Annotated in this window: 12 protein-coding genes; 11 read left to right on the top strand and 1 reads right to left on the bottom strand. The window is 71.1% G+C overall.

Translation table 11 applies throughout. The annotated features are described in order from the left end of the window. Positions 1-39 precede the first annotated feature (39 nt). The 7 genes from rsmI to OG395_RS31405 all read left to right on the top strand — a co-directional run bounded on the left by rsmI (position 40) and on the right by OG395_RS31405 (position 7058). The gene (rsmI, locus tag OG395_RS31375) at positions 40-933 is read left to right on the top strand and encodes a 16S rRNA (cytidine(1402)-2'-O)-methyltransferase (protein WP_327245928.1); all 894 of its coding nucleotides are present in this window, start codon (positions 40-42) and stop codon (positions 931-933) included. A 159-nt stretch (positions 934-1092) separates the two neighbouring features. Beyond that, positions 1093-1473, top strand: a complete 381-nt coding sequence (locus OG395_RS31380) for a hypothetical protein (RefSeq protein WP_327245929.1) — start codon at positions 1093-1095, stop codon at positions 1471-1473. A gap of 41 nt (positions 1474-1514) precedes the next feature. After that, positions 1515-2411, top strand: coding sequence for a TatD family hydrolase (locus tag OG395_RS31385; RefSeq protein WP_327245930.1), 897 nt, complete (start codon positions 1515-1517; stop codon positions 2409-2411). A gap of 164 nt (positions 2412-2575) precedes the next feature. Continuing rightward, entirely contained in the window at positions 2576-3880 is a 1305-nt protein-coding gene (locus OG395_RS31390; protein WP_442818776.1) for a ubiquitin-like domain-containing protein, read from the top strand. Next, positions 3877-4779: a 16S rRNA (adenine(1518)-N(6)/adenine(1519)-N(6))-dimethyltransferase RsmA gene (rsmA, locus tag OG395_RS31395; RefSeq protein ID WP_327245931.1), complete on the top strand. Its 903-nt coding sequence runs from the start codon at positions 3877-3879 to the stop codon at positions 4777-4779. Before OG395_RS31390 ends, rsmA begins: the two co-directional genes overlap by 4 nt. Further along, a complete protein-coding gene (locus OG395_RS31400; RefSeq protein WP_327245932.1) occupies positions 4776-5669 on the top strand; it encodes a 4-(cytidine 5'-diphospho)-2-C-methyl-D-erythritol kinase in 894 nt (297 codons plus the stop codon). Before rsmA ends, OG395_RS31400 begins: the two co-directional genes overlap by 4 nt. Positions 5670-5741: 72 nt before the next feature. Beyond that, entirely contained in the window at positions 5742-7058 is a 1317-nt protein-coding gene (locus tag OG395_RS31405) for an acyltransferase family protein (RefSeq protein WP_327245933.1), read from the top strand. A gap of 248 nt (positions 7059-7306) precedes the next feature. On the opposite strand, the gene OG395_RS31410 is transcribed toward OG395_RS31405, so the two are convergent. Then, positions 7307-7948 carry a lipoprotein gene (locus OG395_RS31410; RefSeq protein WP_327245934.1) on the bottom strand — a complete coding sequence of 214 codons (642 nt, stop codon included), beginning with the start codon at positions 7946-7948 and terminating at the stop codon, positions 7307-7309. A 99-nt stretch (positions 7949-8047) separates the two neighbouring features. Between OG395_RS31410 and OG395_RS31415 the strand changes: the two genes are divergently transcribed. From OG395_RS31415 to OG395_RS31430, 4 genes are all read left to right on the top strand, one after another. Continuing rightward, positions 8048-9868: an ABC-F family ATP-binding cassette domain-containing protein gene (locus OG395_RS31415; protein ID WP_327245935.1), complete on the top strand. Its 1821-nt coding sequence runs from the start codon at positions 8048-8050 to the stop codon at positions 9866-9868. Between the two features lie 168 nt (positions 9869-10036). Next, a complete protein-coding gene (locus OG395_RS31420; RefSeq protein ID WP_327245936.1) occupies positions 10037-11653 on the top strand; it encodes an outer membrane protein assembly factor BamB family protein in 1617 nt (538 codons plus the stop codon). Between the two features lie 437 nt (positions 11654-12090). Continuing rightward, complete coding sequence (locus tag OG395_RS31425; protein ID WP_327245937.1) at positions 12091-13887, top strand: outer membrane protein assembly factor BamB family protein; 1797 nt, start codon at positions 12091-12093, stop codon at positions 13885-13887. An 85-nt stretch (positions 13888-13972) separates the two neighbouring features. Further along, the gene (locus OG395_RS31430; protein ID WP_327245938.1) at positions 13973-15889 is read left to right on the top strand and encodes an outer membrane protein assembly factor BamB family protein; all 1917 of its coding nucleotides are present in this window, start codon (positions 13973-13975) and stop codon (positions 15887-15889) included. Positions 15890-16122: the final 233 nt, after the last annotated feature.

The raw sequence follows: 16122 nt of genomic DNA on the forward strand, positions 1-16122 counted from the left end.
GAACGCATCTGTGCGACTGCTGTCGCCCGTGCTGGGAGGATGGCTGATGTGACTGGAACGACTGGAACGCTGGTACTCGCAGGGACCCCCATCGGCGATGTGGCGGACGCCCCGCCACGGCTTGCCGCCGAGCTGGAGACGGCCGATGTCGTCGCCGCGGAGGACACCCGTCGGCTGCGCCGCCTGACGCAGGCGCTCGGCATCCACACCACGGGGCGTGTCGTCTCCTACTTCGAGGGCAACGAGTCGGCCCGTACGCCCGAACTCGTCGAGGCGCTGATGGGCGGCGCCCGGGTGCTGCTGGTCACGGACGCCGGGATGCCGTCGGTCTCCGACCCCGGCTACCGGCTCGTCGCCGCCGCCGTGGAGAGGGACATCAAGGTCACCGCGGTCCCCGGCCCGTCCGCCGTGCTCACCGCGCTCGCCCTGTCCGGGCTGCCCGTCGACCGGTTCTGCTTCGAGGGCTTCCTCCCGCGCAAGGCCGGCGAGCGGCTCGGCAGGCTCCGCGAGGTCGCCGACGAGCGCCGCACCATGGTCTTCTTCGAGGCCCCGCACCGGCTCGACGACACCCTGGCCGCGATGGCCGAGGTGTTCGGCAGCGACCGCCGGGCCGCCGTGTGCCGGGAGCTGACCAAGACGTACGAGGAAGTGAAGCGCGGCCCGCTGGGCGATCTCGCGGTCTGGGCGGCCGAAGGCGTACGCGGCGAGATCACCGTCGTCGTCGAGGGCGCTGCGGAATCGGCGGAGGAACTGGACGCCGCCGAGCTGGTGCGCAGGGTGCAGGTGCGCGAGGAGGCGGGGGAGCGGCGCAAGGAGGCGATCGCCGCCGTCGCCGCGGCCGCCGGGCTGCCCAAACGCGACGTTTTCGATGCGGTCGTCGCGGCAAAGAATGCGGCTCGGACCGGCTCAGCAGAAGGCAAAGGGCTATCGTGAAAAGCAAAGCGCGAGCCGCGCACCGGCCACTTTTGCCACGAGAAGGCCAAGACCGCTCCAACACTCGACAGGACCTGGTGCGCTCCCGCCGGTAAAGGCGTCCACTGAATCAGGGACGCATTCTCCGGAGTGCTTGTCCGGCGGACAAGAGGAGCAGGCATGAGCGAGATCGCAGCAACCACCGTGCATGAGGCGTATGCCTTCGCCTGTATGGGTTGCGGACACGGTTGGGAACAGGTCTACGACATCGAGCACCACACGGACGGCCGCGGCCAGCCCTTCGTCGTGTACCGCGTACAGGGGCAGCTCGTTCCCTCACCGCTGAACCGACTCACCTGCCTCAACTGCGACGGGCACAAGGTCCGCATCATGCGCGCCGGGCAGGTCTCCTCCATCGCGGAGACCCTGCGACGCCTGAACTTCGCCACCCCGACCGGCGCCACCGCCGGGCCCATACCGTCCTCGGAGAGCACGTCGGAGCGCCCCCCGCGCCAGTGGCGTTTCGTGCATGTGTTTCGCACGCGGCAGCGCCGTAAGTGAGGTCCGGGCCCGGTGACACCGGGCTCTCATAGGATCGCCCTATGAGCTCCAAGGACGCGCCGCCGCTGCCCGAACCCCTTCGGGTACCGGTCGCCGATTCGCACACCCATCTGGACATGCAGGACGCCACCGTCGAGGAGGGCCTGGCCAGGGCCGCGGCGGTGAACGTCACCACCGTGATCCAGGTGGGCTGCGACGTGAAGGGCTCGCGCTGGGCCGCCGAGACCGCCGCCGCGCACCCGAGCGTGTACGCGGCGGTGGCGCTCCACCCCAACGAGGCGCCGCGCATCGTGCACGGGGACCAGGGGGGCACCTCCCAGCCCTCTGGGGCTGGGAGAGGCAGGTCGCGGCAGGGTGGCCGCGAACCCGGCGGGAAGGCCGCGCTCGACGAGGCGCTCGCCGAGATCGACCGGCTGGCCGCCCTCGACCGGGTGCGCGGCGTCGGCGAGACCGGGCTCGACTACTTCCGTACCGGCCCCGAGGGCATGGCCGCCCAGGAGGAGTCCTTCCGGGCCCACATCGAGATCGCCAAACGGCACGGCAAGGCGCTCGTCATCCACGACCGTGAGGCGCACGCCGATGTGCTGCGTGTCCTCGCCGACGCGGGCGCCCCCGAGCGGACCGTGTTCCACTGCTACTCCGGTGACGCCGAGATGGCCCGGATCTGCGCGGACGCCGGGTACTTCATGTCGTTCGCGGGCAACGTGACGTTCAAGAACGCCCAGCCGCTGCGGGACGCGCTGTCCGTGGCGCCGATCGAACTGGTCCTGGTGGAGACGGACGCGCCGTTCCTCACCCCCGCCCCGTACCGCGGACGCCCCAACGCGCCGTATCTCATCCCCGTGACGCTCCGTGCCATGGCGGAGGTGAAGGGCGTCGACGAGGACACCCTGGCGTCGGCGATCAACGAGAACACGGCGCGCGCGTTCGACTACTGACGCGTCGCCCATGACGGTGTGCGGTCGCGCCGCTTTGGAGAGTGACGAAAGGTCCACTATCGTCCCGGACGCCCCTCGGGCGACCGGACGGACGGATCTTCTGGAGCGTCGTGAGCAATCTGCAGGGCAGTCACCGCGCGGCAACGGGCAGGGGCGGTACGGCGGTGGAGACGCCGCCGAGCGTCCCCGCGCCGCTGTCGTTCCATGGGCCGGTCCATGAGTCGTTCCACGAGGAGGAGACGCTCGTCGCCCCGTGGCCGGTCCACGAACCGACCGTCGTCGATGCCCAGGCGCCACCTCCCGCCCCCGCAGGCATCCGCACCGGCGGCCGGGCCGAGGCCCGGCGGGCCGCGCGGCGGCACAGGGCCCCCGTCCGCCCGGAGAACCTGCGCCGGCTCGTTCCGCAGGCCCTGGTCGTCGCCTTCCTGGCAGGCGGCACCACCGCCTTCCTCGCCGACGACAAAGCGGTGGAACTGACTGTCGACGGGGAGCCGCGCACCCTGCACACGTTCGCCGACGACATCGACGAACTCCTCGACGAGCAGGGCGTCACCGTCGGCGCCCATGACGTCATCACCCCCGCGCGCGGCAGTGAGCTCGAAAACGGCGACGAGATCACCGTCCGGCACAGCCGCCCGGTGACCCTCACCCTCGACGGGGTCCGGCGCCGGGTATGGACCACCGCCGGCACGGTCGACGGCGCCCTGCGCCGGCTCGGGGTGCGCGCCGAGGGGGCGTACCTCTCCGCGACCCGCTCCTCCGCGATCGGCCGGACCGGGCTCGCCCTGGACGTCCGTACCGAACGCACCGTGACCTTCATGGCCGACGGCCGGGAACGCACCGTCCGCACCAACGCCGCGACCGTCCGCGAGGCCATCGACGAGGCGGGCATCACGCTGCGCGGCGAGGACACCACCTCCGTGGACCCGCAGAGCTTCCCGCGCGACGGCCAGACGGTCTCCGTGATGCGGATCACCGGCTCCCGCGAGGTGCGTGAGGAGCTCATCCCGTACGCCGAGCAACGCTCCGAGGACCCCTCGCTCCTCGCCGGTACGGAAGTCGTCGAGCGCGAGGGCAGGCCGGGCGCCCGCCGGATCACGTACGCCGTGCGGACCGTCAACGGCGTCCGGCAGCGGCCCCGGGAGCTGGACGCGGAGACCGTCCGCACGCCGGTCGACCGGATCGTGAAGGTGGGCACCGGGCGGCGTCCGCAGTCGGTGGCGGACGCGGACGGGCTGAACTGGGCCGGGCTCGCGGCCTGCGAGTCCGGCGGCCGGACCGGGGCGGTCGACGCCAGCGGCACGTACGGCGGGCTGTACCAGTTCGACACGCACACCTGGCATGCCCTCGGTGGCAGAGGACGCCCGCAGGACGCCCCGGCGTCCGAGCAGACGTTCCGGGCGAAGAAGCTCTACCTGCAACGGGGGGCGAGCCCGTGGCCGCACTGCGGCCGTAGGCTTACCGGGTGAGCAGCACAGAGCCCGACGCCCTCCTGGGGCCCGCAGACATCCGCGACCTGGCCGCGAAGCTGGGCGTACGCCCCACGAAGCAGCGCGGTCAGAACTTCGTCATCGACGCCAATACGGTCCGCAGGATCGTACGGACCGCGGAGGTCCGCCCGGACGACGTGGTGGTGGAAGTCGGGCCGGGGCTGGGTTCGCTGACCCTGGCGCTGCTGGAGGCGGCGGACCGGGTCGTCGCCGTCGAGATCGACGACGTGCTCGCGGCGGCGCTGCCCGCCACGGTCGCGGCCCGGATGCCGGGCCGCGCCGACCGGTTCTCGCTCGTCCACTCCGACGCGATGCTGGTCACGGAGCTGCCGGGCCCGGCGCCCACCGCCCTCGTCGCCAACCTGCCGTACAACGTCGCCGTGCCGGTCCTGCTGACGATGCTGGAGCGGTTCCCGACCATCGAGCGGACCCTGGTCATGGTGCAGGCCGAGGTCGCCGACCGGCTGGCCGCCCGGCCGGGCAACAAGGTCTACGGCGTGCCCTCGGTGAAGGCCAACTGGTACGCGGACGTCAAGCGGGCCGGGTCCATCGGCCGCACCGTCTTCTGGCCGGCCCCGAACGTCGACTCCGGTCTGGTGTCGCTGGTCCGGCGCACCGAGCCGATCACGACGACCGCGAGCCGGGTCGAGGTCTTCGCCGTCGTCGACGCGGCGTTCGCCCAGCGCCGCAAGACGCTGCGGGCCGCCCTGGCCGGCTGGGCGGGTTCCGCGCCCGCCGCCGAGGCGGCCCTGGTCGCGGCCGGGATCTCACCGCAGGCCCGGGGCGAAGCACTGACGATCGAGGAGTTCGCGGCCATCGCCGAGAACAAGCCCGCCCCGAAGACCGATGAGGACCAGCCCTCCGGGAGCAGTGAGTGAGCGTCACCGTCCGCGTCCCCGCCAAGGTCAACGTCCAGCTCGCGGTAGGTGCCGCGCGCCACGACGGCTTCCACGACCTGGCCAACGTCTTCCTCGCCGTCGGCCTGTACGACGAGGTCACCGTCACCCCCGCCGACGAGCTGACGGTCACCTGCTCGGGCCCGGATGCCGCCCAGGTCCCGCTGGACGCCTCCAACCTCGCCGCCCGCGCCGCGATCGCGCTCGCCGAACGCCACGGCATCGCGCCCCACGTGCACATCCACATCGCCAAGGACATCCCCGTCGCGGGCGGGATGGCGGGCGGCAGCGCCGACGGCGCGGCAGCGCTGCTCGCCTGCGACGCCCTCTGGTCCACCGGCGCCACCCGGGACGAGCTGCTCGCCATCTGCGCGGAACTCGGCAGCGACGTGCCGTTCTCCCTGGTCGGCGGCGCTGCCCTCGGGATCGGCCGCGGCGAACAACTGACCACGATCGACGTCGGCGGCACCTTCCACTGGGTCTTCGCGGTCGCCGACGACGGGCTCTCCACCCCGGCTGTCTACGGCGAGTTCGACCGGCTCACCGCGGACACCGACGTCCCCGCCCCGGCGGCCTCCCCGGCGCTCCTCGACGCTCTGCGCAGAGGCGACACCCACGCGCTCGCCGGTGCGCTCTCCAACGACCTGCAGCCCGCCGCGCTGTCCCTGCGGCCCTCGCTCGCCGACACCCTCGCCGCGGGCACCGGGGCGGGCGCCCTGGCCGCCCTGGTCTCGGGCTCGGGGCCGACCACCGCGTTCCTGGTGGCGGACGCCGAGTCGGCGCGGAAGGTCGCGGACGCGCTGCTGACGTCGGGGACCTGCCGGACCGCGCGGGTCGCGGTGTCCCCGGCGCCGGGTGCCACGGTGCTCTGACCGCGGGTACTCAGACGGGAATTGAGTACGGTCGCGCTGCCGCCCCGGGGCGTCGGGCGCGACCGTACCCGTATGGGATCAAGTGTTCGTGAACTGGCCGGGGCCACCCCCGCCACCCGGGACCGCTACATCGATCTGCTGCGTGTCGCCTCGCTCGGGACGGTCGTCCTAGGGCACTGGCTGATGGCCGCCGTCACCACCGACGGCGCGGGCAACCTGCTCGCCGTCGTCCCCGGGCTCCAGGTGATGACCTGGGCGCTCCAGATCATGCCGGTGTTCTTCTTCGTCGGCGGGTTCTCGCACGCCCTGTCCTACCGCTCCCTGCGCCGCAAGCAACCGGAGGGGTCCACGGACTCCGTCTACTCGGCCTTCCTCCGGGCCAGGCTGCAGCGGCTGCTGCGCCCCACCATGGTCTTCATCCTGGTCTGGGGGGCCGCGGCGCTGATCGTCCAGCTGCTCGGCGGGGGCGGCGGGCTGACCGGGGTCACGCTGCGGCTGGTCGCCCAGCCGCTCTGGTTCATCGGGATCTACCTCGCGATGGTCGCGTTCACCCCGCCGCTGCTGACGCTGCACGACCGGTACGGCTGGGGAGCCTTCGCCGGGCTCGCCGGGGCTGCGGTCGCGGTCGACGTGCTCCGGTTCGCCGCCGGTGTCCCGTACATCGAGTTCCTCAACTTCGCGTTCGTCTGGCTGGCCGTGCACCAGCTCGGCTTCCTGCGCGCCGACGGCCGCATCCCACGCCCCGCGCTCCTGGCCGGCATCGGCCTGGCCGCCGCCGTCGCCCTGGTCGCGCTCGGCCCGTATCCGCTCTCCATGGTCGGGATGCCCGGGGAGAAGATCAGCAACATGGCGCCGCCCACGCTGGCCCTGCTCTGCCACGGCCTCTGGCTGGTCGGCGCGGTCGAGCTGCTGCGCGGCCCCGGCGCCCGGCTGGTCGCCCGCCCGCGCGTGTGGCGCGGGGTCGTCGCCGCCAACGGGGTCGCGATGACGGCGTTCCTCTGGCACCTCACCGCGATGCTCGGGGTGTACGGGGCGATGCTCGCCCTCGACGTGCCTCTGCCCGAGCTGGCGAGCGGCGCCTGGTGGGCGCAGGCGCCGGTGCGGATCGCGGTGGCGGCGGTCGTCACCGCGGGGCTGGTCGCCGTCTTCCGTACCTTCGAGCGGCCGGTGTCCGCGGTACCGGGGAGGGGCTCGGGGCCGGTGTCCGCGCTCGGTGTGACGCTCTGCCTGTTCGGGGTGCTCGGGGTGTCGATGGTCGGGTTCGGCGGGCTGCTGGAGGGGCATACGGCGATGCTGATCGCGGTACGGGTCAGCGCCCCGGCCGCCGTCGCGATGGCGCTGGGCGGCTGGCTGCTGGTGGAGCGGGCGGGGCGGCGCCGGTCGGGCTGACCACGGGCGCCGCGGAGACCCGTGTTCGTCCCGGCGGAGACCCGCGTCCGTTTCGGAGTGCCCGGCAGTAGGCTTCGCGGCGCCGTGGGGCCGGTGCACGCGCCTCGCGGCGTTGTCGTCGATCACCAACTTCCCCATGGCCCTGAAGGGGCATGGGGGACCCCCTTCGCGTCGGCTCGATCCTCAGCCTTGCGATGCACGCACCCGAGCCCCGCTCCTTCACCCGCGCTGCCTACTGCCGGGCACTCTCAGCCGAGCCGCACGGTCTTCTTCGCCAGCTCGTACGCCGGGAGCATCTCCTGGTGCTCCTGCGGGTCCAGCCCGCCGAGGTGCACCACGACCGGTCCGCTCGGGGTGGACATGGCGAAGGCCCGCTGCTTCATGGGCTCGTCCAGCAGGTCGCTGCTGAAGGTGTAGCGGACCTCGGCCGCGGTCAGGGCACCGGCCCTCACCTCGGTGTACATGGCTTCGGAGGCGTTCGGGTCGGCGGCCAGGAACGCCTTCAGGACCTGGCGCGGGGTGCCGTCGGTTCGGTCCCCGGTCCACACCCGCAGGAAGCCGATGTTCCCGGCGGGCTTCGCGTCGATCTCGCAGACGAGCGTGAACGGGCCCTGCTTGCCCAGTTCGCTCAGTTCGTCGTCCTCGACGACCTGGACGGCCGCCGGCTTCCAGGAGGCCGCGAGGTCGAAGGTGACGGGCAGGGCACAGGCAGAACCGGAGCCCCCGATGCTGCCTCCCTTCACCGCACTCCTTGCCGCGGTCCTCGGCTTCGGCGCCGCCTCCTTGCCGTTGCCGCCGTCCTCCGGGGCGGACGACGTGCAGCCGGTCATCGCCACCGACACCGCCGCCAGCACGGCCGTGGCCGTCCCCCGTACCGAATTGATCACCATGGAAGTCCCCTGTCCCCGCCCTTGATCGATCGCCGCACGCTAACCCACCCGCGTGGCGATTACCCTGGGAGGTCGATCGATCCCCCAGTCAGGAGTGAAATGGCCGTCAATCTGGTCAATGTCGAGCAGGTCAGCAAGGTGTACGGCACCCGTGCCCTGCTCGACGGTGTGTCCCTCGGTGTGTCCGAGGGGGACCGGATCGGTGTCGTCGGCCGCAACGGCGACGGCAAGACGACCCTCATCCGGATGCTCGCCAAGCTGGAGGACGCGGACACCGGCCGCGTCACCCACAGCGGCGGCCTGCGCCTCGGTGTCCTCACCCAGCACGATTCGCTCGACCCGAAGGCGACCGTCCGCCACGAGATCATCCGCGATCTCGCCGACCACGAGTGGGCGGGCAGCGCCAAGATCCGTGACGTACTGACGGGTCTTTTCGGCGGGCTCGACCTGCCCGGCTTCGAGCACGGCCTGGACACCGTCATCGCCCCGCTCTCCGGCGGCGAGCGGCGCCGGATCGCGCTCGCTAAGCTCCTCATCGCCGAACAGGACCTGATCGTCCTCGACGAGCCGACCAACCACCTCGACGTCGAGGGCATCTCCTGGTTGGCCCGACACCTCCAGAGCCGGCGCTCGGCGCTCGTCTGCGTCACCCACGACCGGTGGTTCCTCGACCAGGTCTGTACGCGCATGTGGGACGTCCAGCGCGGCGCCGTCCACGAGTACGAGGGCGGCTACAGCGACTACGTCTTCGCCCGCGCCGAGCGGGAGCGGATCGCCGCGACCGAGGAGTCCAAGCGGCAGAACCTGATGCGCAAGGAGCTGGCCTGGCTGCGGCGCGGCGCCCCCGCCCGTACCTCGAAGCCGCGCTACCGCATCGAGGCGGCCAACGAGCTGATCGCCGATGTGCCGCCGCCGCGTGACACCAGCGAGCTGATGAAGTTCGCCAACGCCCGGCTCGGCAAGACCGTCTTCGACCTGGAGGACGTGACCGTCCAGGCCGGCCCGAAGACGCTGCTCACCCACCTCACCTGGCAGCTCGGTCCGGGCGACCGGATCGGTCTGGTCGGCGTCAACGGCGCGGGCAAGACCTCGCTGCTGCGGGCGCTGGCCGAGGCGGCACGTACTCAGGGCGACGCACAGCCCGCAGCCGGGAAGATCGTCGTCGGCAGGACCGTCAAGCTCGCCTACCTCTCCCAGGAGGTCGCCGAGCTCAACCCGAACCTGCGGGTACTGGAAGCCGTGCAGCAGGTACGGGACCGGGTCGACCTCGGCAAGGGCCGGGAGATGACCGCGGGTCAGCTCTGCGAGCAGTTCGGCTTCTCGAAGGAGAAGCAGTGGACCCCGGTCGCCGACCTGTCCGGCGGTGAGCGGCGCCGGCTGCAGATCCTGCGCCTGCTGATGGACGAGCCGAACGTCCTCTTCCTCGACGAGCCCACCAACGATCTCGACATCGAGACCCTGACCCAGCTGGAGGACCTGCTCGACGGCTGGCCCGGGTCGATGATCGTGATCTCCCACGACCGGTTCTTCATCGAGCGGACCACGGACCGGGTGATGGCGCTGCTCGGCGACGCCGCGCTCCGGATGCTGCCGCGCGGCATCGACGAGTACATCGAGCGCAGGGAGCGGATGGCAGAGGCGTCCTCGCCCGCCCCGGCTGCCCCGGCGGTGAAGGAGTCCGGCGGGGCGGTGGCTCCGGCGGTGTCCGCACAGGCGGCGCGGGCGGCGAAGAAGGAACTGCAGAAGATCGAGCGGCAGCTCGACAAGATGTCGAGCAGGGAGACGACCCTGCACGCACAGATCGCCGACAACGCCACGGACTTCGAGAAGGTGGCGAAACTGGACGCGGAGCTGCGGGAACTGGTGTCGGAGCGCGACGAGTTGGAGATGCGCTGGCTGGAGCTTGCCGAGGACGCCTGACAGCCGCTCGGCGGCCGGTGGTGCTGATGGTGTGTTCGATACGGGTGATACAAAGGATTCCCGTTCGACCGCACCAAGGGGGACGTTCCGATGACCTGGCCGCCCGGCCCGCACCAGCCGCAGCCGCCACAAGGGGAATTCGGGGCTCCGTTCGAGCCTGTGGAGCCGATGGGGCCCACCCAGCCGGTGCAGGGGTACGGTCAGCAGCCCCCGCCCCCGCCCCCGCCGCCGCCCCTGCCCCAGCCCGGTCCGTACGGATACGGGTACGGCCAACCGCAGCAGCCGTACCCCGTCGGCCCGGCGACGGGCGGCCCGGGCGGTCGTCACCCCTCGGGCCGCAGACGCGCCGCCCTCGTCGCCGCCGTGGTCGCCGGGGTCCTGGTGGTCGGCGGTGGCGTCTGGTTCGCCATGAGTGGCGGTGACGACGGCAGGAAGCCCGTGGCGCACGGCAGCGCCGACGCCAAGCAGCCCACCGCCGCGCAGCCCGTCTCTCCCCCTGCCGAGGCCGAGGTCGTCGACACGGCCGTACCGGTCGACGGGCTCAACGCCGCACGCAAGCCGGGCGAGGCCAAGGTCCTCTGGATGCGGGACAACGGTATCGACGTGCCGCGCAACGGCGCCGACGCGTACGGCCCCTGGCTGACCGGGGACGTCGTCGCCAAGGGCATGTACCGCACCGTCTCCGGCTACTCCGTGGCCGACGGCACCCGGAAGTGGACGCTGAAGCTGCCCGCCGACCTGTGCGCGGCACCGACCCTCCCCACCACCGATGGCAAGATCGTCGTCGGTCTCAAGGAGAGCGCCTCGTCGGACTCGGTCTGCTCCGTCCTGCAGATGATCGACCTCAGGACCGGAGCGGCGGGCTGGAAGAAGACCGTCGAACGCAAGGGCGTCCAGGACCTGCTGTCGGACGTGGCCATGAGTGCCGGAGGAGATCTCGTCACGTTCGGACGCGCGAGTGCTTCCGTGGGCTACCGGGTCAGCGACGGAAAGGAAGTGTTCGGCAAGAGGCAGGGTGTCTGCCAGCCGTTCGCGTTCACCAGCGGTCCCCGGCTGATCGCCGCCACCAGCTGCCGTACCGACGCCGACGAGCAGGACAAGCAGCAGGTCGAGGAGATCGACCCGGCCACCAGTACACCGAAATGGACGTACCGGATCAAGACCGGCTGGCGGGTCCAACAGGTCTACTCGACGAGCCCGCCGGTGATTTCGCTGAAGAAGGGCGATGGCGAGGGCGGGGCGTGGGCCATCGTGACGCTGCGGGACAACGGCACGTACCGCTCCCAGATGATCGGCGGCAAGAACGAGAACTACGCCGCCACCTGCGACGCGGACCTCGTGGTGAGCGGCAGGAACCTCGACGGCTGCGCCGGGGTCGCGGCCGACGACGACACGTTCTACCTGGCGACCAAGCCGGTGACCGTGGGCTCCGCTCTCACCAACAAGGTCGTCGCCTTCGACCTGAACACCGGCAAGGCCAAGTGGAGGGCCGCCGCCCCGGCCGGGCAGATCATGCAGCCGCTGCGGATGGACGGCCGGAACGTGATCGTCCGGGTGGAGGGCACGTACCGGAAGAGCGGAGCCGTCGCCACCCTCGCACCGACGGGCGGCGCCCCGACGATGCTGCTGCGGCATCCGGCGTCGGCGACCAAGGCCGAGAGCTCCTTCGACATGGCGAGGCTGGTGTATGCGGACGGTCGCTCCATTCTGGTGAGCGCACGCGTCAGCGCGATCGACGACAAGGAGGAGAGGAAGGTGAAGACCGTCATGGTCTTCGGTCCTTGACGGTCCGCGAGGTCCGCGAAGTATCTGACGAGCCGTCATGGAGTCTGGCTTTTCTGACGGTTCATCCGGGTCGGGCGATAGTCGGTGATATGCGACGGTCCTTGGCGTGCCGGACCCCCGCTGTCCGAAGTCATGGCAGTTTGCGGAGAGTTGGCACCCGCACATCGAGCGGCGCCCGATGCGGCGCACCGGCTGCGGTCGTGCGAGGCGCGCTCCGGCTGCGTAACGGCGGCATCACGAGGCGGTTCTCCCTTGGGAACAGGGGATGGACCGACCCGGTGTTCGAACGCGCACGGATGGTAAAAAGAAGCCCCGCTCGACTGTCGTGACGCCGCGGGAGCCATGCCCGATTCGCTCCTTTCCAAAGGGAATTCAGCCCTGCGGAATCGCGGGGGAGACCGGAACGGGCACCGGACCGCACGAAGGGGGACGTGCTGATGACCCAGCCGCCCAGCCAGCAACCGCCTAAGGGAGGCTTCGGCGCTCCGCAGGAACCGCCGCAGGGGGGTCCTCAGCCGCCCGCGCAGCCGCCGCAGATGCCGGCCGCGCCGCCTGCTGCCCAGCCGGGTTACGGCTACCCGCAGGCACCGGGTCAGGAGCCCGGCTACGGCTACCCGCAGCAGCCCGGCCCTTACAGTCAGCCGGGTCCGTACGGCCAGCAGCCGGGCCCCTACGGCCAGCAGCCCGGACCGTACGGTCAGCCGCCGCAGCCCGGTTACGGCTACCCGCAGCAGCAGTACCCCGGCGCCCCGGTCCCCGGCGGACCGGCGGGCCCCGGCGGCGGCAGCGCCTTCAAGGGCAAGCCCGCAGTGATCATCGGTGCCGCGGTCGCGGCGCTGCTGGTCATCGGCGGTGGCGTGTTCCTCGCCACCAGCGGCGGTGACGACGAGAAGAAGCCCGTCGCGCACGGGAGCGCCGACGACCAGAAGGCGAGCGCCTCGCCCTCCGTCGACGAGGGCGACGGCAACGGCGACGGCCGCGCCGGCGACGACGACCTCAACGCCGGTCGCAAGGCCGGCGAGGCGAAGGTCCTCTGGCTGCAGAAGAACGACGTCGACCTGCCGCGCAACGGCTCCGACGTGTACGGCCCCTGGGTCGTCGGCGACACCGTCGTCAAGGGCATGTACCGGGCGATCTCCGGCTACTCCGCGGCCGACGGCAAGCAGAAGTGGACGCTGAAGCTGCCCGCGGACCTGTGCTCCGCACCCGCCCAGACCACCACGGACGGCAAGATCGTCATCGGGGTCGAGAACGGTACGACCGACAAGGCCGACTGCGCGGACCTGCAGATGATCGACCTCAACACCGGCAAGGCCGGCTGGAAGAAGTCGATCAAGCAGAACGGCATCTGGGACATGATGTCGGACATCTCCCTCGCCATCAGCGGGGACACCGTGACCGTCGGACGCACCGGCAACTCCAACGCCTACCGCGTCAGTGACGGCAAGGAGCTGTTCGGCAAGCAGTCGGGCAACTGCCAGCCGTACGCCTTCGCCGGCGGTACGAAGCTGATCGCCGCCTCCAGCTGTCGCACCGCCGACGTCGACAAGCCCCAGAACCAGATCCAGGAGCTCGACCCGGTCACCGGCAAGCCCAAGTGGACGTACCGTCCCGCCGTGGGCTGGGAGGTCGACCGGGTCTACTCGGTGAGCCCGCTCGTCGTCTCGCTGACCCAGAGCGAGAAGAAGAAGTGGAGCATCCTCGCCATCAAGGAGAACGGCACGCTCCGTTCCCAGCTGGTCGGCGACAAGGGCGACAAGTTCGCGCCGGACTGCGGCAGCGCGTTCGCCATCTTCGGCAAGTCGCTGCAAGGCTGTGTCGGCGTCGCCGCCGACGCCAACTCCTTCTACATGGCGACCACGGCCGACTCCAGCGGCACCGCTCGCACGAACAAGGTCGTGGCGTTCGACCTGAACACCGGCAAGCCCAAGTGGAAGGCGGCGGCCCCGGCCGAGCGGACCATGACGCCGCTGCGGATGGAGGGCGGCAATGTGCTGCTCTACCTGGAGGCCTCGTACAACAAGGGCGGCGGGATCGCCACCCTGGCACCGACCGGTGGTACCCCGCAGGTGCTGCTGCAGCACCCGGCGTCGACGTCCCAGATCGAGAGCTCGTTCTACAACCCGAAGATTGTCTACGCGGGCGGCCGTTCCTTCATCGCGAGCGGGCGGGTCAGCGCGACCAACGACAAGGAAGAGCTGGAGACGAAGACCATGATGGCCTTCGGCAAGTGACGGCTCACGCAGGCACCCGACGGACCATGACCGACCACGCCAGGTCCCGACCGACCGGCTCCCTTTCCCCCGAGGTACGTACGCCATGACACAGCCGCCCCAGCCCCCCAACGAGCCGCCCCAGGGCGGGTTCGGCGCCCCCCAGGACTCGCCGCCCGGAGGGTTCGGGGCACCGACCCCGCCGCCCGCCGACGCGTTCGGCAAGCAGTCGGCTCCGCAGCCCCCGTCGCCGCAGACGCCGCCCGCCGGTGGGTTCGGTGCTCCGCAGACGCCGCCCGCCGGTGGGTTCGGTGCTCCGCAGACGCCGCCCGCCGGTGGGTTCGGCGCTCCGCAGACGCCGCCCGCAGGTCCGCTGCAGCAGCAGCAGCCCGGCTACGGCTTTCCGCAGACACCGCCGCAGCAGCCCGGCTACGGCTACCCGCAGACACCCCCGGGCGGGGGGTACGGCATGCCGCCCGGTCAGCCGCCGCAGCAGGGGTACGGCTACCCGACCGCTCCGATGCAGCCGCAGTACCTGCCGCCGCAGCAGGGCGGGAACGGCGGCGAGAAGTTCGGCACCCAGACGCAGATCATCGTCGCCGCAGTGGTGGCCGTGGCGCTGATCGTCGGTGGTGGCGTCTGGTTCGCCTCCAGCGGGGGCGACGGCGGCAAGAAGGAGGAGGCGTCCAACTCCACCGGCGCCACCGGTGATGGCAAGGGCGGCTCCGGCAGCGGTCTCGGCGGCGGCAAGGAGAAGGCACCGGCGAACACCAGGGCCACGGTCGCCTTCCAGCTCCCGGAACCGAAGGTCACCGACGTCACGGCGGTCAACGGTTCCTGGCTGACCGACAAGGCCTTCGTGAAGACCGGCGTGAACGAGATCGTCGCGTACGACAAGGCCAAGGGCACCAAGCTCTGGTCCATTGCGCTGGACGGCCAGCTCTGCGCCGCCTCCCGGCACATGTCCAAGGACTTCAAGACCGCCATCGCCTTCGAGGCGGGCAAGGCGACGAAGGCGAACAAGTACCCGCCGTGCACCCAGGTCGGTGCGCTCGACCTGACCACCGGCAAGCTGATATGGAGCAAGTCGGTGACCGCCGCAAGCGGCGGTGACGACGCGATCCGGTTCGACGAGATCACGCTCAGCGGCACCACGGTCGCCGCGGGTGGCACCGAGGGCGGCGCCGCATTCGACCTGGCGACCGGCGCCGAACGCTGGAAGCCGAAGGTCAGCCCCGACGGCTGCTACGACAAGGGGTACGGCGGCGGCGAGGCGCTCGCCGTGGTCCGCAAGTGCGGTACGTACGACGACCCGCAGCTCGTCATCCAGGCGCTGAACCCGACCACCGGAGCCCCGCTCTCCTCGTACAAGATGCCGCCCGGCGTCGAGTACGCGAGCATCGTCTCCACCAAGCCGCTGGTCGTCGCCGCCGACGTCGGCGACACCGCCGGTGACGGCAGCGGGATCTCGGACTTCTTCTCGATCGACGCGTCGACCGGCAAGCTGCTCACCAAGATCGCCGCGGACGGCGACAAGTACGCCGCCCGCTGCGGCTCCACGGAGGTCGAGACCTGCCAGCAGCTCGCAGTCGGCAACAACCGCATCTATCTGCCGACCGAGGAGCACGAGGGGAGCACGGGCGAATACGGCGACACCAACGAGATCGTCTCGTTCGACCTCACAACCGGCAAGCCGACCAGCGACAGGGCCGACGCGGGTGACCGGTACACGATGTTCCCGATCCGTATGGACGGGTCCAACATCATCGCGTACAAGGAGCCCCCGTACGACAAGGGCGGCCAGATCGTCTCCATCGACGGCTCCACCTTCAAGCAGACCGTTCTGCTGGAGAACCCGGCCGACGAAGCCGTCCGGAACGCGGAGACCAGCTTCTCCGCGGACTACGCCGAGTTCCTCTACTCGGGCGGCCGGCTGTTCATCTCCGAGACGATGGTGAGCAAGCGGGGCGACAGCTCGCTCGACGCCGATCGGCGCCTCGCGGTCTCGTTCGGCGCCGGCTGACGCCTTCACGGGAGCACCACGCACCACAGCCCTGCCGGTCGATCGTCCGACCGGCAGGGCTGTTCGTTCGCCGCCCGATTCCTGCCCCCTTCTGCCCGCTTGTCATCGGCCAAGTGCCCCTGAATGGCACATGATTCGGCATTCCGGGGGTCTTCTGCCTGGTACGGGGCACACGACGTCGAACAAGCGTGTAGCTTGCCGGGTCAAGAGGGCCGGGGGCCTGGGTCCTGATA

The organism is Streptomyces sp. NBC_01320, from assembly GCF_035974375.1.
GTDB classification, from domain to species: Bacteria; Actinomycetota; Actinomycetes; order Streptomycetales; family Streptomycetaceae; genus Streptomyces; species Streptomyces yanii.